At 70.7% G+C, this 22647-nt stretch carries 15 protein-coding genes; 5 read left to right on the top strand and 10 right to left on the bottom strand.

Annotated elements, in window-relative coordinates:
• Positions 1–70 precede the first annotated feature (70 nt).
• The 3 genes from BFN33_RS15585 to BFN33_RS15580 all read left to right on the top strand — a co-directional run bounded on the left by BFN33_RS15585 (position 71) and on the right by BFN33_RS15580 (position 3621).
• Positions 71–940 (top strand): hypothetical protein, encoded by an 870-nt coding sequence (locus BFN33_RS15585; protein ID WP_069760620.1) that lies wholly within the window; start codon positions 71–73, stop codon positions 938–940.
• Positions 941–1029: 89 nt separating this feature from the next.
• Complete coding sequence (locus BFN33_RS54300; protein WP_256122763.1) at positions 1030–1161, top strand: LPFR motif small protein; 132 nt, start codon at positions 1030–1032, stop codon at positions 1159–1161.
• 93 nt (positions 1162–1254) lie between these two features.
• Positions 1255–3621, top strand: a complete 2367-nt coding sequence (locus BFN33_RS15580; protein ID WP_069760619.1) for a Tex family protein — start codon at positions 1255–1257, stop codon at positions 3619–3621.
• Between the two features lie 79 nt (positions 3622–3700).
• Here the strand turns inward: BFN33_RS15580 and BFN33_RS15575 are convergent, their stop codons facing one another.
• The 4 genes from BFN33_RS15575 to BFN33_RS15560 all read right to left on the bottom strand — a co-directional run bounded on the left by BFN33_RS15575 (position 3701) and on the right by BFN33_RS15560 (position 10335).
• Positions 3701–5344 (bottom strand): ABC-F family ATP-binding cassette domain-containing protein, encoded by a 1644-nt coding sequence (locus BFN33_RS15575; protein WP_069760618.1) that lies wholly within the window; start codon positions 5342–5344, stop codon positions 3701–3703.
• A gap of 48 nt (positions 5345–5392) precedes the next feature.
• Positions 5393–6421: an oxidoreductase gene (locus BFN33_RS15570; RefSeq protein ID WP_069760617.1), complete on the bottom strand. Its 1029-nt coding sequence runs from the start codon at positions 6419–6421 to the stop codon at positions 5393–5395.
• A 151-nt stretch (positions 6422–6572) separates the two neighbouring features.
• Positions 6573–8273 (bottom strand): BCCT family transporter, encoded by a 1701-nt coding sequence (locus BFN33_RS15565; protein ID WP_079140834.1) that lies wholly within the window; start codon positions 8271–8273, stop codon positions 6573–6575.
• A gap of 88 nt (positions 8274–8361) precedes the next feature.
• On the bottom strand, positions 8362–10335 hold the full coding sequence (locus tag BFN33_RS15560) for a Xaa-Pro dipeptidyl-peptidase (RefSeq protein WP_069760616.1): 1974 nt from the start codon (positions 10333–10335) through the stop codon (positions 8362–8364).
• A gap of 160 nt (positions 10336–10495) precedes the next feature.
• Here BFN33_RS15560 and BFN33_RS15555 point away from each other — a divergent pair, with 160 nt between their 5' ends.
• Positions 10496–11998, top strand: a complete 1503-nt coding sequence (locus BFN33_RS15555; protein ID WP_069760615.1) for a M1 family metallopeptidase — start codon at positions 10496–10498, stop codon at positions 11996–11998.
• Between the two features lie 339 nt (positions 11999–12337).
• Here the strand turns inward: BFN33_RS15555 and BFN33_RS15550 are convergent, their stop codons facing one another.
• Positions 12338–13804 (bottom strand): amino acid permease, encoded by a 1467-nt coding sequence (locus BFN33_RS15550; RefSeq protein WP_069760614.1) that lies wholly within the window; start codon positions 13802–13804, stop codon positions 12338–12340.
• A 225-nt stretch (positions 13805–14029) separates the two neighbouring features.
• On the opposite strand from BFN33_RS15550, the gene BFN33_RS15545 reads away from it, so the two are divergent.
• Entirely contained in the window at positions 14030–14761 is a 732-nt protein-coding gene (locus tag BFN33_RS15545) for a MerR family transcriptional regulator (protein WP_069760613.1), read from the top strand.
• 38 nt (positions 14762–14799) lie between these two features.
• Here BFN33_RS15545 and BFN33_RS15540 read toward each other — a convergent pair whose 3' ends face one another.
• From BFN33_RS15540 to BFN33_RS15520, 5 genes are all read right to left on the bottom strand, one after another.
• Positions 14800–16428 carry a thiamine pyrophosphate-binding protein gene (locus tag BFN33_RS15540; protein WP_069760612.1) on the bottom strand — a complete coding sequence of 543 codons (1629 nt, stop codon included), beginning with the start codon at positions 16426–16428 and terminating at the stop codon, positions 14800–14802.
• A gap of 295 nt (positions 16429–16723) precedes the next feature.
• Complete coding sequence (locus BFN33_RS15535; protein ID WP_069760611.1) at positions 16724–18901, bottom strand: 3-hydroxyacyl-CoA dehydrogenase NAD-binding domain-containing protein; 2178 nt, start codon at positions 18899–18901, stop codon at positions 16724–16726.
• A 42-nt stretch (positions 18902–18943) separates the two neighbouring features.
• A complete protein-coding gene (locus BFN33_RS15530) occupies positions 18944–20158 on the bottom strand; it encodes an acetyl-CoA C-acetyltransferase (RefSeq protein ID WP_069760610.1) in 1215 nt (404 codons plus the stop codon).
• 19 nt (positions 20159–20177) lie between these two features.
• Positions 20178–21320 (bottom strand): acyl-CoA dehydrogenase family protein, encoded by a 1143-nt coding sequence (locus tag BFN33_RS15525; RefSeq protein ID WP_069760609.1) that lies wholly within the window; start codon positions 21318–21320, stop codon positions 20178–20180.
• 10 nt (positions 21321–21330) lie between these two features.
• The gene (locus BFN33_RS15520) at positions 21331–22467 is read right to left on the bottom strand and encodes a CaiB/BaiF CoA-transferase family protein (RefSeq protein WP_079140833.1); all 1137 of its coding nucleotides are present in this window, start codon (positions 22465–22467) and stop codon (positions 21331–21333) included.
• Between the last annotated feature and the right edge of the window lie 180 nt (positions 22468–22647).

Raw genomic sequence — 22647 nt, 5'->3', positions numbered from 1 at the left:
TTCCCCACCTTTTCTGCCATGCGGAGCTCCCCCGTAGAGGAGATACCAAGCGGTCGGTAACCTGCACGCCATGACTACTGCCGTCCTGGAACCGCGCGCCGGCCGCCGCTGTCACAACCCGCTCAACTCCCTGCACGCCGCGCACTACTTCTCTCCCGACCTGGGCAGGGAGCTGGCCGCGATCGGCGTCACGCACCCGAGGGCCGTCAACTTCGCGGTGCGGGCCGCGCCACTGGGGGCGGTCGGCCCGGGGGCGGTGACGGCCGCGTTCTACAACTACAAGCACGAGTTGGTGGCCGAGCATGTACCCGCGGTGTGGCGGACCGCCACGCCCGAGCAGGTTCTGGCGGCACGCGTGCGTGCCGTCGACGCGACCCTGCGCCGCCTGCTGGGTGAGCAAACCGTGGCATCCGACGAGATGGCCGAGGCCGCGCGGCTCGCCCTGCGGGCCACCGAGGCCTGCTCACGCGCCGCGCGCCCGCTGTACTCCGCGCACGCCGACCTGCCCGTGCCCCAGGAGCCCCACCTGGCGTTCTGGCACGCCGCGACGCTGCTGCGCGAGCACCGGGGCGACGGGCATCTCGCCGCCCTGATGTCCGCGAGGCTCGACGGCCTGGAAGCCCTGGTGACCCACACCGCGACGGGCCGGGGCATGACGCCGTCCTGGGTGTTCACCACGCGCGGCTGGACCCGGCAGGAGTGGGACGCGGCCGTCGGACGGCTCCGGGAGCGCGGGCTGCTGGAGGCCGACGGCGAGCTGACGGAGCGGGGTGTCGCCCTGCGGGAGGAGATCGAGGCCGAGACCGACCGGCTGGACCGGGCCCCGTACGAGCACCTCGGGGCCGAGGACGTACGGCGGCTGACGGAGCTCGCGACCGGGTTCGCGCGTACCGCGATGGCCGCGGGGGCCTATCCCTCGGACCTGATCGGCAAGCGCTGAAACTTCCGGGGCACGAAGATTGCCGGGCCGTCCAGGAGGTACCCGTTCTTCTCCTGGCCGTCGTGGCCGGGAGAGGAAAGGGGATGCACATGTTCCGCGCGATCGCAGACGTCCTGCGTCAGATCGGTGGCGCCATCGCCACCGTGGTCACGCTGCCGTTCCGGGCGGTGGCCCGGCTGTTCGGCGGTGCGTCCAGCTCCACGAGGAGCCGCAGGGCCTGATGACCACGGCCTGATGACCGCGCCCTGACCCCGACTGTCGGTGCCGCCTGTCACAATTGCCGCGCAACCTCAGTGAGAAGGCGGTACGGGATCGTGACGACACCCGGGTCCAGCGGGTCCAGCAGCGCAGGGTCGATCGAAAGCAGGATCGCCGAGGAACTCGGCGTACGGGAGCGGCAGGTCAAGGCTGCCGTGGAACTGCTCGACGGCGGTTCCACGGTTCCCTTCATCGCCCGCTACCGCAAGGAAGCCACCGAAATGCTCGACGACGCGCAGCTGCGCACGCTCGAGGAGCGGTTGCGGTATCTGCGGGAGCTGGAGGAGCGGCGGACGGCGATCCTGGACTCGGTGCGTGAGCAGGGCAAGCTCACCGAGGAGCTGGAGGCGCGGATCCGGGGCGCGGAGACCAAGGCGCGCCTCGAGGACATCTATCTGCCGTTCAAGCCGAAGCGCCGCACCAAGGCGCAGATCGCGCGCGAGGCCGGCCTCGAGCCGCTCGCCGAGGGCCTGCTCGGGGACCCGGATGTCGCTCCGCTCGCCGCGGCCGCCGCGTTCGTTGACGCCGACAAGGGCGTGCCCGACGCGCAGGCCGCGCTCGACGGCGCCCGGGCGATCCTGACCGAGCGCTTCTCGGAGGACGCCGACCTGATCGGCGAGCTCCGCGAGCGCATGTGGGTGCGCGGCCGGCTGGCCGCCAAGGTGCGAGAGGGCAAGGAGGAGGCGGGCGCCAAGTTCGCCGACTACTTCGACTTCGCCCAGCCCTTCACCGACCTGCCCTCGCACCGGATCCTGGCGATGCTGCGCGGCGAGAAGGAGGAGGTCCTCGACCTCGTCCTGGAGCCGGAGGAGGCAACGGAGGGACCGTCGTCCTACGAGGGCATCGTGGCCCACAGGTTCGGGATCTCCGACCGCGGCCGTCCCGGCGACAAGTGGCTGACGGACACGGTCCGCTGGGCCTGGCGGACCCGCATCCTCGTGCACCTCGGCATCGACCTCAGGCTGCGGCTGCGTACGGCCGCCGAGGACGAGGCGGTCAACGTCTTCGCGGCCAACCTCCGCGACCTGCTGCTCGCCGCCCCGGCCGGCACGCGCGCGACGCTGGGCCTGGACCCCGGCTTCCGTACGGGCGTGAAGGTCGCCGTGGTCGACGCGACCGGCAAGGTGGTCGCCACCGACGTCATCCACCCGCACGTCCCGGCCAACAGGTGGGACGAGGCGATCGCCAAGCTGGCCCGGCTGGCCAAGGAGCACGCGGTCGAGCTGGTCGCGATCGGCAACGGCACGGCCTCCCGCGAGACCGACAAGCTCGCCGGTGAACTCATCACCAAGCACCCGGAGCTGAAGCTCACCAAGGTCATGGTGTCCGAGGCGGGCGCCTCCGTGTACTCGGCCTCCGCGTTCGCCTCGCAGGAGCTGCCGGACATGGACGTGTCGCTGCGCGGCGCGGTCTCCATCGCACGCCGGCTCCAGGACCCGCTGGCCGAGCTGGTGAAGATCGACCCGAAGTCGATCGGCGTCGGCCAGTACCAGCACGACCTGTCCGAGGTGAAGCTGTCGCGTTCACTGGACGCGGTGGTGGAGGACTGTGTGAACGGCGTGGGGGTCGACGTGAACACCGCGTCCGCCCCGCTGCTCGCCCGGGTCTCCGGGATCACCTCCGGGCTCGCCGAGAACATCGTGTCGCACCGGGATGCCAACGGTCCTTTCAAGGCGCGCACCGAGCTGAAGAAGGTGGCCCGGCTGGGTCCCAAGGCCTACGAGCAGTGCGCGGGCTTCCTGCGGATTCGGGGCGGCGACGACCCGCTGGACTCCTCCAGCGTGCACCCCGAGGCGTACCCGGTGGTGCGGCGCATGGTGAAGACGGCGGGGCAGCAGGTCGCCTCCCTCATCGGAAACACCGGTGTGCTGCGCTCGCTCAGGCCGCAGGACTACGTGGACGAGACGTTCGGTCTGCCCACCGTGACCGACATCCTCAAGGAGCTGGAGAAGCCGGGGCGTGACCCTCGGCCCGCCTTCAAGACGGCGACCTTCAAGGACGGCGTCGAGAAGATCTCCGACCTCGTCTCTGGGATGGTGCTGGAGGGGGTCGTGACGAACGTGGCGGCGTTCGGGGCGTTCATCGACGTCGGTGTCCACCAGGACGGTCTGGCGCATGTCTCCGCGCTGTCGAAGACGTTCGTCAAGGATCCCCGGGATGTGGTGAAGCCCGGTGACATCGTCAAGGTGAAGGTGCTGGAGGTCGACATTCCGCGGAAGCGGATCTCCCTGACACTGCGGCTGGACGACGAGGCGGCGGCGAAGCCCTCCGGTGGGGAGCGGCGACAGCAGCAGCGGGGCGGGCGGCCTCCTCAGCAGCGGCAGCAACCTCGTCAGCAGCAGGCGCCTGCTCCGGGCAACAGTGCGATGGCCGACGCCTTGCGCAAGGCCGGGCTGCTGGATTCCAAGAAGAAGGGGCGGTAGCGGTTGTGGGGCGCGGCCGGCCCGTTGTGGCTGGTCGCGCCCACGCGGCGGAGCCGCATATCGATACAGCCCCGCGCCCCTAGGGGGTTTCCGTCACCTTGCCCGATGAGAGCTCCAGGCGGCGGTTCACCCTCACCGCGTCCAGCATTCGGCGGTCGTGGGTGACCAGCAGCAGGGTGCCCTCGTAGGAATCGAGCGCCGATTCCAACTGTTCGATCGCCGGTAGGTCGAGGTGGTTGGTGGGTTCGTCCAGAACCAGCAGGTTCACTCCTCGACCTTGCAGCAACGCCAGCGCCGCTCTGGTCCGCTCACCCGGCGACAGCGTCGCCGCCGAGCGCAGGACGTGGTCGGACTTCAGGCCGAACTTGGCCAGGAGGGTGCGGACTTCCGCCGGTTCCGTGTCGGGGACCGCCGCGCAGAAGGCGTCCAGCAGGGCCTCCTCGCCGTGGAAGAGCTCGCGGGCCTGGTCGACCTCGCCGATCAGGACGCCGGAGCCCAGGGAGGACTGGCCGGCGGTCAGCGGCACCCGGCCCAGCAGGGCGCCGAGCAGCGTCGACTTGCCGGCGCCGTTCGCGCCGGTGACCGCCACCCGGTCCGCCCAGTCGATCTGGAGGGACACCGGGCCGAGGACGAAGTCGCCGTGGCGGACCTCGGCGTCCCGCAGCGTCGCGACGACCGCGCCCGAGCGCGGGGCCGAGGCGATCTCCATCCGCAGGTCCCATTCCTTGCGCGGCTCGTCGACGGTGTCGAGTCGCTCGATCATCCGCTGGGTCTGGCGGGCCTTCGCGGCCTGCTTCTCGCTGGCCTCGCTGCGGAACTTGCGGCCGATCTTGTCGTTGTCGTTGTTCGCCTTGCGGCGCGCGTTCTTCACGCCCTTGTCCATCCAGGAGCGCTGCATCTGCGCCCGGTCCTGGAGGGCGGCCCGCTTGTCGGCGTACTCCTCGTAGTCGTCCCGGGCGTGCCGCCGGGCCACCTCGCGCTCCTCCAGGTAGGCCTCGTAGCCGCCGCCGTAGAGGGTGATCTGCTGCTGGGCCAGGTCGAGTTCGAGGACCTTGGTGACGGTGCGGGTGAGGAACTCGCGGTCGTGGCTGACCACCACGGTGCCGGCGCGCAGGCCCTTCACGAACCGCTCCAGGCGCTCCAGGCCGTCCAGGTCGAGGTCGTTGGTCGGCTCGTCGAGGAGGAAGACGTCGTAGCGGGAGAGCAGCAGGGAGGCGAGGCCCGCTCGTGCCGCCTGGCCGCCCGACAGGGACGTCATCGGCTGGTCCAGGTCGACCGCGAGGCCCAGCGAACCGGCGACCTCCTCGGCGCGTTCGTCGAGGTCGGCGCCGCCGAGGTCCAGCCAGCGCTCCAGGCTGGTGGCGTACGCGTCGTCCGCTCCCGGCGCCCCGTCGACCAGGGCCTGGGTCGCCTCGTCCATCACCCGCTGGGCCTCGGCGACTCCGGTACGGCGGGCGAGGAACTCCCGCACGCTCTCGCCCGGGCGCCGCTCGGGCTCCTGCGGAAGGTGCCCGATGGTCGCCGTCGGCGGGGAGAGCCGGAGCTCCCCCTCCTCCGGCGCGAGCAGGCCCGCGAGCATCCTGAGCAGCGTGGACTTGCCCGCGCCGTTGGCCCCGACCAGGCCGATCACATCTCCGGGCGCGACGACGAGGTCGAGCCCGCTGAACAGGGAACGGTCGCCGTGGCCGGCGGCGAGGTTCTTGGCGACGAGGGTGGCAGTCATCAGACCGTCGATCCTAATGGCCGCGGCGGATGCCCGGCGCGTCGATTCTCAGCGGGCCATCGCCTCCACCAGGACACTTCCCGAGGTCCGCGCCACCACGAACGATTCTCCCCGCACCGCCTTGGCACCCAGGGCGATACGGTGCCGGCCCGCTTCCAGGACGCCGTCGAAGACCTCGTGGGCGTGGGTGCGGTACAGCCGGTCGAGGCGGTAGGCCGTCAGGCGCACCCGGCACGGTGAGGTGACCTCCACGGCCGCCTCGCCGTCGGCGGCGACCAGCCGGGTCAGCCGGCGCCGTTCGGCGGGGCTGCGGTCCAGGGCGTGCTCTATCTGGGCCACGAGCAGCGGGATGATCGGGGCGAGGCCTTCGACGTAGGTCACGTCGACGCCCGCACGTTCGAAGGAGTGGCGCACAGCGGTACGTTCCTCCTCGGTGACCGCGCGGCCGAAGGCGACCGCGCCGTAACCGCGCAGTTCGTCGGCGTGGACGGCGCCCACCTCATGGGTGATGTCGGCGCCGATGCCGATGGTGCGCAGGGCGGCGGCCAGTTTGGCGAGGACGGCGACGCGGGCGCCGATGAGCAGGACGCGGCGGCGGGCGCCCTCCGGTTCGGTGCCGCCTCGGAGCAGGGAGTCGAGCGCCGCGCGGTACTCGGCGCCCTGGAAGCGGAACGGCCCGATGCCGTGGTAGCCGTTGAGCTGGAGGTTCACGGCCTGTTCGGTCTGCCAGGCGAAGTCCCGCCAGATGAAGTCGTCGCCGTCCCGCTCGATGACCGCGGTGACGGCTCCGCAGGCGAGGTCCTCGCACTCGGGGCAGCCGTAGATGACGTGACGGCCGCTGGGAAGCGGGGCGTCCGTCTCGCCCAGGAAGCTGCGGACCTGGGCGGTGAAGATCGCGGGTGGGACGTCGGAGGCTAGTGGGGAGACGGCGTCGAGGTCGGAGAGCTGGAAGAGGAGCGGGCGGCCGTCGACGATGAAGTCCACGAAGTCCCGGTGTATCTGGAAGTCACCGTTGGCGAGAACTCCACCGGCACGCATCGCCGGTGCCAGGCCGAAGGTCGCGTATGCGGCAGACATGGTGTGAGTATTCCCGGCTTTGGGCCGCTCTGAGCACGGCATGCGACATTCCGCTCACGCCGGGCGGCGCGGCCCGGCGTGAGCGGCGTACGCATGGTCGAAGGAGGACCGGTCGGAGAGGGCGCGACCTCCTCCTCGACGTGCGCCGTAGTCAGCTGTGGTCGTGGCCCAGCGGGTCGCCCTCCGTCTCGGTGCCGGGGCCCGGGCCGATCTGGATCCCGAAGTCGCCGTCGTACTTCCTGTGGCCCTCGATCACGGCGAGTTCGACGGCCTCGGAGCCCATCTCGCCGCGCACGATGAGCGGGTCCCGGCGCAGGTCGCGCATGAGGGCGACGCACATGCCGATCATGACGAGGACGAAGGGCGCGGCGGCCAGGATCGTGAGGTTCTGCAGACCGGTGAGCGCGTCGCCCTGGCCGCTGCCGACGAGCAGCATGATGGCGGCGACCGCTCCGGTGACCACGCCCCAGAACACGACGACGAACCGGCCGGGTTCGAGGGCGCCCCGCTGGGAGAGCGTGCCCATCACGATGGACGCGGCGTCGGCTCCCGAGACGAAGAAGATGCCGACCAGGATCATCACCAGCAGGCTGGTGGCGGTGGCGATGGGGAACTCCTGGAGCACACCGAAGAGTTGGCCCTCCGGAGTCGACTCGCCGCCGAGCGCGCCGCCCTCCTTCAGCTTCATGGCCGTACCGCCGAAGATCGCGAACCAGACCAGGCTGACCGTGCTGGGCACGAGGATGACACCGCCGACGAACTGCCGGATGGTGCGGCCGCGGCTGATGCGGGCGATGAACATGCCGACGAAGGGCGTCCAGGAGATCCACCAGGCCCAGTAGAAGACGGTCCAGCTGCCGAGCCAGTCCGCGACGCCCTTGCCGCCGCTGGCCTCGGTGCGTCCGGCGAGCTGGGGCAGGTCGCCGAGGTAGGAGAAGACCGAGGTGGGCAGCAGGTCGAGCACGATGATCGTGGGTCCGGCGATGAACACGAACACGGCGAGGATCAGGGCGAGCACCATGTTGGTGTTGGACAGCCACTGGATGCCCCGCTCGATGCCGGAGACGGCCGACAGGACGAAGGCCAGGGTCAGCACGGCGATGATCGTGACGAGCAGACCGGTGCTGACGTCGTCCATCCAGTCCAGCTCCTGGAAGCCGGAGCCGATCTGGAGGGCGCCGAGACCGAGAGAGGCCGCGGAGCCGAATACGGTGGCGATGATCGCGAGGATGTCTATCACCCGGCCCACGCCGCCGTTCGCGTGCCGCTCCCCGATGAGCGGGGTGAAGACGGCGCTGATGGTCTGCCGCCTGCGCTTGCGGAAGGTGCTGTAGGCGATGCCGAGGCCGACCACCGCGTAGATCGCCCAGGGGTGCAGGGTCCAGTGGAAAAGGGTGGTGGCCATCGCCGTCTCCATGCGTTCGCCGGAGTTGGCGGGACTCGTGCCCGGAGGCGGGGTCGTGTAGTGCGAGAGCGGCTCGCTGACGCCGTAGAACATCAGGCCGATGCCCATGCCGGCGCTGAACATCATCGCGACCCAGGACACGGTCTTGAACTCGGGCTCCTCGCCCTCGGCGCCCAGGTGGATACGGCCGTAGCGGCTCATCGCGAGCCACAGGGCGAACACCACGAAGCACGAGGCGGCCAGCATGAAGGCCCAGCCGCCGTTGTGGATCAGCCCGCCCAGCATGGAGGTGGAGACGTCCTCCAGCGAGTCCGTCGCCGCCCAGCCCCAGATCACGAAGGCCAGGGTGATGACGGCGGTGACGCCGAACACCACCCGGTCCGTCTGGTGGCCGAGAGTCCCCGCGGGGTCTTCCCGGCCACCTCTCTTCTTCAGGTCTTCCGTCATCTGCGGCACCTTCCCCTGGGGCGGCGGATACGCCGGTGTTCACACAGTTCCCCAGGACCTACCACAGGTGCCACAGATCAGAACCGCTTCATCCTCCTTCCGGGACACGGTGGGCCGTGCGCGGAGCCCGGACTCCGTCAAGGGCCCCTGCCGCCTCCGGTACGGCGGTCCCGGCGCCCTTCGTGGCATGGGCGAAGGCGGCGGCGCCGCCGACCAGCGGGAGGCGGGCCGAGGTGCGGGACAGGTCGATCGTGAGGGTGGGCTTGGTGGACGGCGGGTCGATGAGGTCCTTGTCGGTGCCCGCGACGATCAGGGCGAGGCGGTGGCCCGCCGGGACGACGTGGTCCGTGGCGCCGAGGTCCAGGGTGATGGTGTACGCCTTGCCCGGGGTGAGCGGGACGCCCTTTCCGGGGTCGGCGTAGTTGCCCAGGTCGGCCCAGCCTCGGCTGACGACCGTGTAGTCGACGGCGGTGGTCTTGGCCTGCGTCTGCTTGAAGCAGGCGCTGTCCCCGGTGGTGCTCGCACCCCAGCAGGTGCGGTCGGTGAGGGTGGTGATGCCCTCGCCGCCGGCCGCGTAGTCGCGGATGGTGTCGGGGCCGAGGTCCACGAGTACGGCGGAGAGGTGGGCCGTGGTGGTGGTCGGGCTCGCCGTCACGGTGACCTTGGAGGAGCCGGACAGACGGAGGTCCCTGGTGAGGGTTCCGGTGGTGAAGCCCGCCTTGCCGGGGGTCGACGTGTCGATCCGGCCGGCCCAGTCGGTCTCGCTCAGCGCGGGGTCGTCCGTGAAGGTCTCGGTGCCCTTGGCCTTGGTGAGGCCGAGGGTGCCGACGCCCGGCGCGCTGCCCCGGGCGGGGCGCAGAGTGGTCGCCGAAGTGCCGCGCGGGGGCCAGGCCTTCGAGGTGACCCACTGGTCCGGGCGGCGTTCGATGTCGGCCATGGGTTCGCGGTCGATGCCGTTGTCGTAGCCGAGGAGTTCGTGGTCGAACCAGCGGTGCAGGGTGTCGACCCATTGCGCGCGGCGGAAGTCGAAGGGGTCGACGTGGCCGGTCTGGGAGAGCCAGATCTTGCGCTCGACGCCGTTCTTCGCGAGGGCGTCCCACCACGGACCGAGGTGCTGGAGGCGGACGTTGAGGTCCTGCATGCCGTGGATCGCGAAGACGCTGGCCTTGACCTTGCGGGCGTCCTTCACGTAGTCGCGCTCGGTCCACAGCGGGGTCCGGTCGCCGGTGCGGGGCGCCTGGTCGACGAGCTTCTGCTGGACGGCGGCGCACTTGGCGCGGGCGTCGGGGCTGTCGACGTAGTCGGAGAGCCAGTCGGGGCCGGAGTCGTAGAGCGGGGCGCCCTCGGAGAAGTAGTAGTCGTACCAGGTGGAGATGGCGCTGATCGGGACGATGGTCTTCAGGCCCTCGACCCCGGTGGCGGCGACGCCGTTGGCGATGGTGCCGTCCCAGCTCTTGCCGATCATGCCGGTCCTGCCGTTGGTCCAGCCGGCCCTGGCCTTCGCTGTGCCCGTGCGGCTGGTGTAGGCGGTGGCCCGGCCGTTCAGCCAGTCGACCACCGCCTTGGCGGACTGGATGTCGGAGCGGCCGCCGACGTCCACACAGCCGTCGGAGCGGTTGGTGCCGGCGAGGTCGACCCCGACGAAGGCGTAGCCGCGGGGCACGAAGTAGTTGTCGTAGAACAGCGGCATCTGGACGACGTTGCCCTGCGCGTCGTACGTCTTCAGCTGGCTCTCGTTGCCGCGTCCGCAGCAGGAGTAGTAGGGGCTGGCGTCCATGATGACCGGGACCTTGCGGCCCTGCTGGGCGGGTTCGCGGGGCCGGACGATGTCGACGGCGACGCGGTCGGTCTTTCCGTCACCGTCGCCGTCGAGCCGGGTGTCCACCCAGACGGCCTCGCGGACGGCGTTGCCGTACGAGTAGACCGGTTGGCTCTCTCGCGGGGCCGTCCGCGCCTGTGCCTGTGCGGTCGCGGGCACGAGGAAGGTCGCCAGCAGGGCGGCGGTGGCCGCGGCGGCTGTCGCGAGCGGTCTCCAGATCATGAAGCGCGTGCGTATCGACATGCGCGGACGGTACAGCGGTCAACTCCCGTGCAAAAGAGGGCCCCTTGAGACCATGACGGCCGAATGGCGATCGTGTGACACGGGTGCCCATGGACACATCCAGCTCACAGGTGGTGAATAGGCTGCGATCAGACCTCGTCCCCCACGACTTGGAGTTTTCGTGCACCGCAGACTCATCGCACCGGGCGCACTCGCGACGGCCTCCCTGATGCTGGCGATCCCGGCGTCGGCGGCGGGCTTCTCCCCCGGCGCGCCGGGTATCGGCGACCCCTACTACCCGGCCTACGGCAACGGCGGATACGACGTCTCCCACTACGACCTGCGGCTGAAGTACCAGCCGGCGACGGACGAGTTGGAGGGTACGGCGACTCTTCTCGCGCGCACCACGCAGGATCTGTCCCGCTTCGATCTGGACTTTCTGCTCGACGTGAGCGAGGTGCGGGTCAACGGCGCCAAGGCGTCGTTCACGACCTCCGGCGAGCACGAGCTGGAGATCACGCCGAAGTCGCCACTGCCCAAGGGCACTTCGGTGACCGTGGTGGTCCGTTACAGCGGGGTGCCGTCGTCGAAGCAGGCGTACGGCTTCACCAGCTGGCACCGCACTCCCGACGGCGGGGTCGGGGCGAACGAGCCCGAGGCGGCCTGGTGGTGGTTCCCGAGCAACGACCACCCGCTCGACAAGGCCACCTACGACGTGTCGGTCCTGGTGCCGGACGGCAGTCAGGCCATCTCCAACGGAACTCTCCAGTCGACGAGTTCACGCCTCGGCTGGACGCGCTACAACTGGCGCTCCGACAAGCCGCAGGCCACGTATCTCGCGACCCTGGCCGTCGGGAAGTTCGACATCACGACCGGGACGACCGACAGCGGGATCCCGGTCGTCAACGCCTACAGCAAGGACCTCGGGGCCAACGACGGCGCCGCCCGGGCCAGCGTCGAGCGGACCGGGGAGATCGCCGACTGGCTGAGCGGGTACTTCGGGCCCTATCCCTTCGACGCGCTCGGCGGATATGTGCCGAACACCACCACCGGGTACGCGCTGGAGACGCAGACCCGGCCGTTCTACAGCCCGCGGCAGTTCGCGAACGGGTCCAACGCCTCCGTGGTAGTGCACGAGTTGGCCCACCAGTGGTACGGCGACCTCGTGTCCGTGCGCGGCTGGAAGGACATCTGGGTCAACGAGGGCTTCGCGCGGTACGCGCAGTGGCTGTGGTCCGAGCACGAGGGCGAGGGGACGGCACAGGAACTCGCCGACTACGTGTACGCCTCGCATCCGGCCGACGACGCGTTCTGGACGGTGAAGCCGGGTGATCCCGGACCGGAGAAACAGTTCGACATCGCCGTCTACGACCGGGGTGCGCTGGCCCTGCAGGCGCTGCGGAACGAGATCGGCGACGAGGCCTTCTTCGCCGTGCTGAAGGGCTGGCCGGAGAAGTACGCGTACGGCAACGCCTCCGTCGCCGACTTCCAGCGGTACGCCGAGGAGGTGTCCGGGCAGCCGCTGGCGGCGCTGTTCGACACGTGGCTGTTCCAGCCGTCGAAGCCGGGGGCGCCGGCGGCGCGGGGCGCGTCGATCGCGAAGGGCGGGGAGGCCGCGGAGGCCTCCGTGCAGCCGAAGTCGTGGAAGAAGATCGCGGCGACGAACGACGTGCACGCCGACTAGGGGTTGAGGGCGGCCTGCCCCTCGGCTCCCGTCGGAGTGTGGGCCGCCCCGAACGCCCCGTGCGCGGGACTTTTCCGTGGGCGTACGGCCCGGCCTGTGTCCAGGCTCACGTCAGTCCTCCCGCATGTCGCTCCGCTGGGTGGGCCGGCTTCCTCTCGCCGTGGCTCACAGGCAGTGGGCGGCTGCGGGCCCGTTGTGGCTGGTCGCGCCCGCGCGGCGGAGCCGCATATCGGTACAGCCCCGCGCCCCTTCAGGGCGCGACCCCGTGGCGTCGCCTCGGATGTGTCTGATCTCCCCCGTGAGCCCACCGTAGAGGGCGCCACCGACAACGGAGCCTCGTCAGTCCGTGAGGTCGGTCAGTTCGCTGTCCGTGGTCCGTTCGACCCTGCGGCGGATGCCGAACCAGCCTGCCACCAGGAGTGCCGCGATCACCGGGATCAGCAGGAGCGTCCTGCGGCCGACCTCGGGGTCGTTCCACATCATGCCCAGGCAGGCCAGGAGGAAGGCGATCGTGGTGATCTCCGTGGCGGGGCTGAAGGGCAGGCGGAAGGAGGGGCGGGTGACCAGGCCCGCCCGTGCGCTGCGGACGAAGACCAGGTGGCAGACCATGATGATCACCCAGGTGCTGATGACGCCGAGGGAGGCGACGTTCAGCACGATCTCGAAGGCCTGGCTCGGCATGAGGTAGTTCAGGCCGACGCCGAGGACACAGACCGCGCAGGTGAGCAGGATGCCGCCGTAGGGGACCTGGCTGCGGTTCATGCGGGCCGTGAACTTCGGGGCCGAGCCCGCCGTAGCCATCGAGCGCAGGATGCGACCGGTGGAGTACAGGCCCGAGTTCAGCGAGGACATCGCCGCCGTCAGGACCACCAGGTTCATCACGTCACCGGCCGCCGGGATCCCGATCTTCGACAGGACCGTGACGAAGGGGCTCTCGTCGGCCGAGTACACCGAACCCGGCAGGAGCAGGGCCAGGAGGACGACCGAGCCGACGTAGAACAGGCCCACCCGCCACATGATCGAGTTCACCGCGCGCGGGACGACCTTCTCCGGTTCCGCCGTCTCCCCCGCCGCGACCCCGACCAGCTCCAGGGCGGCGTAGGCGAAGATCACGCCCTGCATGACGAGGACGACCGGCATCGCGCCGTGCGGGAGGACACCGCCGTTGTCGGTGATCACGCTCGGGCCGGGTGTCCCGCCGCCCACCTCGTGCCGGGTGGCCAGCAGGAAGATGCCGATCACCATGAAACCGACGAGCGTGGCGACCTTGATGATCGCGAACCAGAACTCCATCTCGCCGAAGATCTTCACCGAGATCAGGTTCACGGCGAGGACCACGGCCAGCGCGATCAGGGCCAGCGTCCACTGCGGGATGTCGGTGAACAGGCTCCAGTAGTGCGTGTAGAGCGCGATCGCGGTGATGTCGGCGATGCCGGTCGTCGACCAGTTCAGGAAGTACATCCAGCCGGCGACGTAGGCCCCCTTCTCGCCGAGGAACTCGCGCGCGTACGACACGAAGGACCCCGAGGAGGGCCGGTAGAGGACCAGCTCGCCCAGGGCGCGGACGACGAAGAAGGCGAAGACGCCGCAGACCAGGTAGGCCAGCGCCAGCGCCGGGCCCGCGGTGTGGAGGCGTCCTCCGGCGCCCAGGAAGAGGCCGGTGCCGATCGCGCCGCCGATGGCGATCATATTGACGTGCCGGGCCTTGAGGTCCTTGCTGTAGCCGGCGTCGCCCGCGTCGGCGGGCACCCGGGCCACGTCGGTGCGGGCGGCGGCCTGTGCCGAGTGCACGGCGTCCTTGCTCACAGGTGGTACCACTCTCTGGTGCGCCCCGGCGGATCGCGCTCGGGTCTCCGGACATGCGTCGGCCCGTACCCCTTCGGGAGGGGCACAGGCCGAGGGCTCGCCTTCCCGGGAAGCCGACGCGCACACGGTGGCGGGCGTCACAGAGGCAAACGTCTCGAAACCCGTCGGAACCCGTCGCACGGCAACAGGTGTCACAGCAATGGTGAGACAGCGATACTGCTCCACATGACGACCGACACCCCAACCGACGCCAAGGAGCCGACCGAGGAGCCGGCCCTCACCGTCGACGAGCTGGCCGCGCGGGCGGGGGTCACGGTCCGCACGGTCCGTTTCTACGGCACGCGAGGGCTGCTGCCGCCGCCGGTGATCGGTCCGCGCCGGGTCGGGCACTACGGCCGCGACCACCTCGCCCGCCTCGCGCTGATCGAGGAGCTCCAGCACCAGGGCATGACCCTGGCGGCGATCGAACGCTACATGCAGCAGCTGCCGGCCGACCTGAGCCCCCGTGACCTGGCGATCCACCGGGCCGTGGTGGCGTCCTGGGCCCCGGACGTCGTGGAGCCGGTGACGCGCGAGGAGCTCCGGCGGCGGGCGGGACGTGAGCTGAGCGACGACGACCTGGAACGGCTCTCCGCGATGGGCGTCGTACGGCGGGACGGCGACGGCTACCGCGTGGACCTCGGCCTGCTCCGGCTCGGTCTCGGACTGCTCGACGTCCCGCTGTCGCTGGAGGCGATCCTGGCCTCGCGCAAGGTGCTCATCGAGCACTCCCGGGCCGCCGCGCACGAGTTGTCGCAGCTGTTCCGGGGCGAGGTGGCCCAACGTGACGCGCAGGACGTGAAGTCACTGTCCGCGCACATGGAACCCCTGGTCGTGCAGGCTTTGTTGACGGCATTTCAGCGGTCCCTCAAGGAGGAGCTGCGGGAGTGGACGTCAGAGGTGGGCGGAGGCTCCTGACACGTTGAGGGCCTCCGGTGCGGGCGCGTGGACTTCGGCTACGGCCGCAGCGGTACGTCGACGAGCAACGGCCCGGTGAGGTCGCTCGCTCCGGCCACCAGTTCCTTCAAGTGGTCGGCGCTGTCGGCCCGGATCGCCTCGACGCCGAAGAAGCGGGCGGCCTGGGTGAAGTCGAGGGGGCCCAGTTCGGTGCCCGGGCAGGTGCCCTGGACGCCCATCGCCCGGTAGGTGTCCTGGAGCGTGCGGTAGACGCCGTTGTTCATCACGACGAACAGGACGGGGGTGTTCTGGCGGGCCGCGCTCCACAGGCCCTGGAGGCCGAAGAGGGTGCTGCCGTCGCCCAGGACGGCGACGACGGGGCGGTCCGGTTCGGCGAGGGAGCGGCCCACGGCGGCGCCGATGCCCCAGCCGAGGCCGCCACCGACGGTGTGGGTGTAGCTGCCGGGGTTTTCCAGTCGTACGTGCCTGCGGAGCAGGAGCCCGACCGTGATGGCCTCCTCGACGACCACGGCGTCCGGCGGCAGACCGCTCGCCACGGCGTGGGCCGCGGCCCGGGGAGACAGTGGGGCCGGGGAGTAGGCGGCGCGGGCCGCGGACTCGGCGCGGTCGCGTTCGGTGGCGTGGTGTTCGCCGGCACGGAGGATGCGGGCCTTCGCGGTGTGTTCGGGTACGCGGTCGCCCAGCAGGTCCGCCAGACGGTGCAGGGAGGGGGCGAGGGCGCCGACGAGGCCCGCATCGGCGGGGAAGTTGCGGCCGATCTCGTCCGGGTCGGAGTCGAGTTGGAGGACGGTGACGCCGGGGGGCAGGGCGGGGCCCGGTGTGTAGTGGTGGGGGGTGAAGGCGTGGGCGCCGGCGATCAGGACGGTGTCGTAGGGGGCGAGGGCCGCGCGGACCGCGTCGTGGCGGGGTGGGAGCATGCCCGCGTACAGGGGGTGTGTGGTCGGGAAGTCGAGGGCGTCCGCCATCGGCTGGTGGTGGACCACGGCTCCGCAGGCCTCCGCCGTGCGGACGAGTGCGCCGAGGGCGTCCTCGCGGGCCACCGCGTCGCCGGCGACGATCGCCGGGCGGGCGGCCGCTCCCAGGAGCACCGCGGCTCGTTCGATGCCGGGGGCCGGGCCGAGCGGGGGTGCCGGGGTACGGGCCGGGATCTCCAGTTCCACGTCCTCCTGGAGGAGGTCCATGGGCAGGGAGAGGAACACCGGGCCCGCGGGCGGCCGTTGGGCGAGGGCGAAGGCCCGGCGCAGGGCCAGGGGGAGGTCCCGGGCGTGCTGGATGTCGTACGTCGCCTTCACGGCGGGGGTCGCGAGGCCGATCACGTCGCCGGAGAGCATGGGGTCCTGCTGGAGGTGGCGGCGGTCCTGCTGGCCTGCCGTGACGACGAGGGGGGTGCGGGAGCGGCGGGCGTTGAGGAGGCCGATGAGACCGTTGGCGAGGCCGGCCGCGATGTGGAGGCTGACGAAGGCGGGGCGGCGGGTGGCTCTGGCATAGCCGTCGGCCATGGCCACGACCGAGCCTTCGTGGACGCCGAGGACGTATTCGGGGGCGTCCTGCGTTTGTGCGAGTGCGGCCAGGAAGGGGAGTTCGGTGGTGCCCGGGTTGCCGAAGACGCGGTCCACCCCCTCGTCGCGGAGGATGTCCAGGACGGCGAGGGCGGGACGGTGACCCATGGGGGCTCCTCGTGGCGGGAGTTGAGGTGCGACCGGCTCGCAAGCCAGCGTCGGGGAGCCCGGGGGTGCGGGGCAAGGGGGCGGGTCGGCCGTACGGCTCACGTCGGCCCGAAGGGACGTGGCTGGACGGGCTGAGACCTGCGGACTCTGGCTGGTCCTGGCCGTGTACGCCGCTATGACGGTCGCCACCGTCTGCGGGCCTGCGCCCGGAGACGCGGTGGGACGGGCCGAGTCGCCCGCCCCCCCTGACGCCGGGCGAGCCGCACTCGCCCGCCCGGCGTTCATGGCATGCGCCTCACTGGTCCCCGAAGCGCTCCCCGTTCTCAGCCTTCGCCACCAGCAACGCCGGCGGCGTGAACCGCTCTCCGTAGCGCTCCGCCAGTTCACGTGCGCGGGCCACGAAGCCCGTCAGGCCGCCCTCGTAGCCGTTGATGTACTGCAGGACCCCGCCCGTCCAGCCGGGGAAGCCGATGCCGAAGACGGAGCCGATGTTGGCGTCGGCGACCGAGGTCAGCACTCCCTCCTCCAGGAGTTTGACCGTGTCCAGGGCCTCGGAGAAGAGCATGCGTTCCTGCATGTCCCTGAAGGGGATCTCCGAGCCCGCGCGCGTGAAGTGTTCCCGCAGGCCCGGCCACAGGGAGGTGCGCCCGCCGTCGTCGCCGTAGTCGTAGAAGCCGCCGCCCCCGCTGCGGCCCGTGCGGCCGAACTCGTCGACCAGGCGGTCGATGACCGCCTCGGCGGGGTGCGGCGTCCAGGTTCCGCCCGACTCTTCGACCGCCTGCCTGGTCTCCTTGCGGATCTTGCGCGGGAGCGTGAGCGTCAGCTCGTCCATCAGCGACAGGACCTTCGCCGGGTAGCCCGCCTGTGCCGCCGCCTGCTCGATCGACGCGGGCTCGATGCCCTCGCCGACCATGGCCACCCCCTCGTTGAGGAAGTGGCCGATGACGCGGGAGGTGAAGAAGCCACGGGAGTCGTTCACGACGATCGGCGTCTTCTTGATCTGCCGGACCAGGTCGAAGGCACGGGCCAGCGCCTCCTCGCCCGTCCTCTTCCCCTTGATGATCTCGACCAGTGGCATCTTGTCGACCGGGGAGAAGAAGTGCAGGCCGATGAAGTCCGTCTGGCGCTCCACGCCCTCGGCGAGCGCGGTGATCGGCAGGGTCGAGGTGTTGGAGCAGAGCAGTGCGTCCGGCTCGACGATGTGCTGGATCTCCTGGAAGACCTTGTGCTTCAGCGCCGTGTCCTCGAAGACGGCCTCGATGACCGCGTCGCAGCCGGCCAGGTCCTGGGGGTCCGCCGTCGTGGTGATGCGGGCCAGGAGCGCGTCCGCCTTCTCCCGGGTCGTACGGCCGCGGGAGACCGCCTTCGCGCAGAGCTTCTCCGAGTAGGCCTTGCCCTTGGCCGCCGCCTGTGGGGACACGTCCTTCAGGACCACGTCGATGCCCGCGCGGGCGCACGAGTACGCGATGCCCGCGCCCATCATCCCGGCGCCGAGTACGGCCACCTTGCGGACCTGCCGGGGGGCCACGCCCTTGGGGCGGTTCGCGCCGGAGTTCACCGCCTGGAGGTCGAAGAAGAACGCCTGGATCATGTTCTTGGACGTCTGACCGGCGGCCAGCTCGACGAAGTAGCGCGCCTCGATGACCTGTGCCGTCTCGAAGTCGACCTGGGCGCCCTCCACCGCTGCCGCGAGGATGTTGCGCGGGGCGGGGTAGGGCGCGCCGTTGGTCTGCTTGCGGAGGGTCGCCGGGAAGGCGGGGAGGTTCGCCGCGAACTTGGGGTTGGCGGGTGTGCCGCCGGGGATGCGGTAGCCCGGCTTGTCCCAGGGCTGCTGGGACTCGGGGTTGGCGTCGATGAAGGCGCGGGCCTTGGTCAGGAGTTCGTCCTGTGTGGTGGCCACGTCGTCGACCAGGCCGTTCTGCAGGGCGCGCTGCGGGGCGTACTGGGTGCCCTGGAGCAGGACCTTCAGAAGGGCGTCGGCGATGCCCAGGAGGCGGACCGTACGGACGACTCCGCCGCCTCCGGGGAGCAGGCCGAGGGTGACCTCGGGGCAGCCGATCTTGGAGCCGGGTGCGTCGAGGGCGATGCGGTGGTGGCAGGCGAGGGCGATCTCGTAACCGCCGCCCAGGGCCGCGCCGTTGATCGCGGCGACGACCGGCTTGCCCAGGGTCTCGATGCGGCGCAGGTTCCGCTTGATCGCGAGGCCGCCGTCGAAGAGTTCCTGCGCGGTTTCCGGCGTGACCCGGATGAGGTCGCGCAGGTCGCCGCCCGCGAAGAAGGTCTTCTTGGCGGAGGTGATGATGACACCGCGGACGGTGTCCTTCTCGGCCTCCAGCCGGTCGGTGATCACCGCGAGGGAGTCGCGGAACGCCTGGTTCATGGTGTTCGCGGACTGGTCGGGGTCGTCGAGGACGAGGGTGACGACGCCGGTGCGGTCCTGTTCCCAGCGGATGGTCGTGGACTGAGTGCTCATGTGGATGTGCTCCGTGTGATCCGTCGTATCCGTGGGAGGGGGTCAGATGCGCTCGACGATGGTGGCGATGCCCATGCCGCCGCCCACACAGAGCGTCGCGAGGCCGTACCGCTTGTCCTGGCGCTCCAGTTCGTCGATCAGGCTGCCCAGGATGATGGCGCCGGTGGCACCGAGCGGGTGGCCGAGGGCGATCGCGCCGCCGTTGACGTTGACCTTGTCCAGGGACAGGCCCATGTCCCGCACGAAGCGCAGGACGACCGCCGCGAAGGCCTCGTTGATCTCGACGAGGTCGATGTCGTCGATGGTCAGCCCGGCCTTGGCGAGTGCCTTGCGGGTGGCGGGCGCGGGGCCGGTGAGCATGATGGTGGGTTCGGAACCGGAGACCGCCGCGGACACGATCCGCGCGCGGGGGGTGAGGCCGTAGCGCTCGCCGATCTCCCGGGAGCCGATCGCGACCAGCGAGGCGCCGTCCACGATGCCGGAGGAGTTGCCCGCGTGGTGGACGTGGTCGATCTTCTCGACCCAGTGGTACTTCTGCAGGGCCACGGCGTCGAAGCCGCCGAGGTCGCCGATGTCCGCGAAGGACGGCTTGAGCTTGCCGAGGGAGTCGGCGGTGGTGCCCGGTCGCAGGTGCTCGTCGTGGTCGAGGACGGTCAGGCCCGCGCGGTCCTTGACCGGGACGACGGAGCGGTCGAAGCGGCCCTCCTTCCAGGCCGTGGCCGCGCGCTCCTGCGAGAGGGCCGCGTACTCGTCGACGTCACGCCGCGAGAATCCCTCGATCGTGGCGATCAGGTCGGCGCCGATGCCCTGCGGCACGAAGTTGACGGCCAGGTTGGTCATCGGATCGTTGAACCAGGCGCCGCCGTCGGAGGCCATCGGCACCCGGGACATGGACTCGACACCGCCCGCGAGGACCAGGTCCTCCCAGCCCGAGCGCACCTTGGCGGCCGCCATGTTGACGGCCTCCAGGCCCGAGGCACAGAAGCGGTTCTCCTGTACGCCCGCGACCGTGTCCGGCAGCCCGGCGGCGACGGCGGCGATCCGGGCGATGTCGGAGCCCTGGTCGCCGACCGGGCCGACGACGCCGAGCACGATGTCGTCGACCGCGGCCGGATCCAGGTCCGGGAAGCGGGCGCGGATCTCGTGGATGAGTCCGACGACCAGGTCGATGGGCTTGGTGCCGTGCAGGGCGCCGTTCGCCTTGCCGCGGCCGCGCGGGGTGCGGATCGCGTCGTACACGTACGCTTCGGTGCTCACGGGAAGCCTTTCGGGAGGGTCAGCTCAGGAGGGAACGGCCGATGATCTCTTTCATGATCTCGGTCGTGCCGCCGTAGATGGTCTGGATACGGCCGTCGGTGAAGGCCTTGGCGACCGGGTACTCGCTCATGTAGCCGTACCCGCCGTGCAGTTGGAGACAGCGGTCGGCGACCCGCTTCTGAAGCTCGGTCGCCCACCACTTGGCCATGGAGGCGTGGACGGCGTCCAGTCCCCCCTCGCAGTGGTCCTCGACGCAACGGTCGACGAACGTCCGCGTGACCGCGCACTCCGTGGCCATCTCGGCTATCTCGAACCGGACGTGCTGCTTGGTGGCGAGCGGCCGGCCGAAGGCCTCGCGCTCCTTGACGTACTCGGTGGTGATCTCCAGGAGGTGTTCGGCGGCGGCGATCGCGGAGACGGCGATGCTCAGGCGCTCCTGTGCGAGGTTGGTCATCAGGTGCCCGAAGGCGCCGTTGTGTTCGCCGAGGAGGTTGTCCTTCGGCACGCGCACGTCGTGGAAGAACAACTCGGCCGTGTCCTGGGCCTTCTGGCCGATCTTGTCGAGGTTGCGGCCGCGCTCGAAGCCCTCCGTGCCGCGCTCGACGACCAGCAACGACAGTCCGCGGGCACCGCCCTCGGGCGTCGTCCTGGCGACTACGATCACCAGGTCGGCGATGATCCCGTTGGAGATGAACGTCTTGGAGCCGTTCAGCAGCCAGTGGTCGCCCCGGTCCTCGGCGTGTGTGCGGATGCCCTGGAGGTCGGAGCCCGCGCCGGGCTCGGTCATGGCGATGGCGGTGACGAGCGAACCGTCACAGAAGCCGGGCAGCCAGCGGCGTTTCTGCTCCTCGGTGGCGAGGCCGGTGAGATACGGGCCGATGACGTCGTTGTGCAGCCCCAGGGCGAGGCCGGGAGTCCCCGCGCGCGTGAACTCCTCGGCCAGGACGGTGGAGTAGCGGAAGTCGGTCGTGCCGCCGCCCCCGAACTCCTCGGGCACGGCGAGTCCGAGCAGTCCCTGCTTGCCTGCCGCCCGCCAGGCCTCGCGCGAGACGATGCCGTCCCTCTCCCACTGCTCGTAGTGCGGCAGGACCTCCCTGGCCAGGAAGGCACGCACGGTCTCGCGGAACGCGTCGTGCTCGGGGGCGAAGAGCTGCCGCTTCATTCGGCGCCTTTCATTCGGGGCCTTTCGCAAGATCCGGTACGTCCCAGTCGCGTGCCACGTCCGCGGTGTCGGCGCCGGCCCTGGCGGGCCCCGAGCGGACGGCCGTGGGGGTCCGCGAGAAGCGGGGCGCGGGCGCGGGCTGGGTGATGCCGCCGTGGTCGGTGAAGGTGCCACGGGCGGCGAGGTGCGGGTGCTGCGGGGCCTCGCGCAGCGACAGGACGGGCGCCACGCACGCGTCGGTGCCCTCGAAGACGGCCGTCCACTCGTCTCTCGTACGGGACCTGAAGCGGGCGGTGACCGCCTCGCGCAGCTCGCCCCAGCGGGTCCAGTCCTTGCGGGCGTCCTTGAGGTCCGGCAGGCCGAGCAGGTCCAGGAACAGGTCGTAGAACCGCGGCTCCAGCGCTCCCACCGCCATGTACCTGCCGTCGGAGGTCTCGTAGGTGCCGTAGTACGGGCAGCCGCCGTCCAGGAGGTTGGCGCCGCGCCGGTCCTGCCAGCCGCCGGCGGCGGTCATGGCGTGGATCATCGCGGTCAGGTGGGAGGTGCCGTCGACGATGGCGGCGTCGACGACCTGGCCGGTGCCGGTCGCGCGCGCGTGGTGCAGGGCGGCGAGAACGCCGACGACGAGGTACAGGGAGCCGCCCGCGTAGTCGCCGAGGAGGTTGGCGGGGACGGCGGGGGGCCGGCCCGGTTCGCCGATCATGCCGAGGGTGCCGGTGAGCGCGATGTACGCGATGTCGTGCCCGGCGCGCTGGGCGAGCGGCCCCTCCTGGCCCCAGCCGGTCATCCGGCCGTAGACGAGGGCGGGGTTGCGCGCGTGGCAGTCCTCGGGGCCGACGCCGAGGCGCTCGGCGACTCCGGGGCGGTTGCCCTCGATCAGGATGTCGGCGCGGGCGGCGAGGTCGAGCACGCGCGCGGGGCCGTCCGGGGCCTTGAGGTCGACGATCACCGAGCGTTTGTTGCGGTTGGTGATGTCGTAGGCGGGGTCGATCGACAGGGAGATCCCGCCCGGTCGGGACACGTGGACGACGTCGGCCCCCAGGTCGGCCAGGAGCATGGCGGCGAACGGGCCGGGCCCGATTCCGGCCAGCTCGACCACGCGTACGCCGGAGAGCGGGCCGTGCCCGGGCGTCGTTGCCGTTGTCATCCAGCCCCCATTGGCGTGACACAACTGATGTAACACCAGTGATGCTATGAATGCGTTCCAGTGGACACAAGACCTGAGCGAGCAAGCGCTTAGCCAATTATCGACCCGCGGCCACCGTTCCACCTCCGGCCTCGTCGTCGGGCTCCATACCCTTCACGCTAGCCTCGGCCACCGACAACG

It is taken from the genome of Streptomyces sp. LUP47B (assembly GCF_001746295.1).
Lineage (GTDB): Bacteria > Actinomycetota > Actinomycetes > Streptomycetales > Streptomycetaceae > Streptomyces.
The sequence above is the reverse complement of the archived record's forward strand: the minus strand, read 5'-3'. Positions and strand labels throughout refer to the sequence as shown.

Excerpts from the sequence above, each read along its gene's own strand:
- BFN33_RS15585 (WP_069760620.1), top strand. The coding sequence starts at position 71 with ATGACTACTGCCGTCCTGGAACCGCGCGCCGGCCGCCGCTGTCACAAC.
- BFN33_RS54300 (WP_256122763.1), top strand. The coding sequence starts at position 1,030 with ATGTTCCGCGCGATCGCAGACGTCCTGCGTCAGATCGGTGGCGCCATC.
- BFN33_RS15575 (WP_069760618.1), bottom strand. The coding sequence starts at position 5,344 with ATGACTGCCACCCTCGTCGCCAAGAACCTCGCCGCCGGCCACGGCGAC.
- BFN33_RS15570 (WP_069760617.1), bottom strand. The coding sequence starts at position 6,421 with ATGTCTGCCGCATACGCGACCTTCGGCCTGGCACCGGCGATGCGTGCC.
- BFN33_RS15565 (WP_079140834.1), bottom strand. The coding sequence starts at position 8,273 with ATGACGGAAGACCTGAAGAAGAGAGGTGGCCGGGAAGACCCCGCGGGG.
- BFN33_RS15560 (WP_069760616.1), bottom strand. The coding sequence starts at position 10,335 with ATGTCGATACGCACGCGCTTCATGATCTGGAGACCGCTCGCGACAGCC.
- BFN33_RS15545 (WP_069760613.1), top strand. The coding sequence starts at position 14,030 with ATGACGACCGACACCCCAACCGACGCCAAGGAGCCGACCGAGGAGCCG.
- BFN33_RS15540 (WP_069760612.1), bottom strand. The coding sequence starts at position 16,428 with ATGGGTCACCGTCCCGCCCTCGCCGTCCTGGACATCCTCCGCGACGAG.
- BFN33_RS15535 (WP_069760611.1), bottom strand. The coding sequence starts at position 18,901 with ATGAGCACTCAGTCCACGACCATCCGCTGGGAACAGGACCGCACCGGC.
- BFN33_RS15525 (WP_069760609.1), bottom strand. The coding sequence starts at position 21,320 with ATGAAGCGGCAGCTCTTCGCCCCCGAGCACGACGCGTTCCGCGAGACC.
- BFN33_RS15520 (WP_079140833.1), bottom strand. The coding sequence starts at position 22,467 with ATGACAACGGCAACGACGCCCGGGCACGGCCCGCTCTCCGGCGTACGC.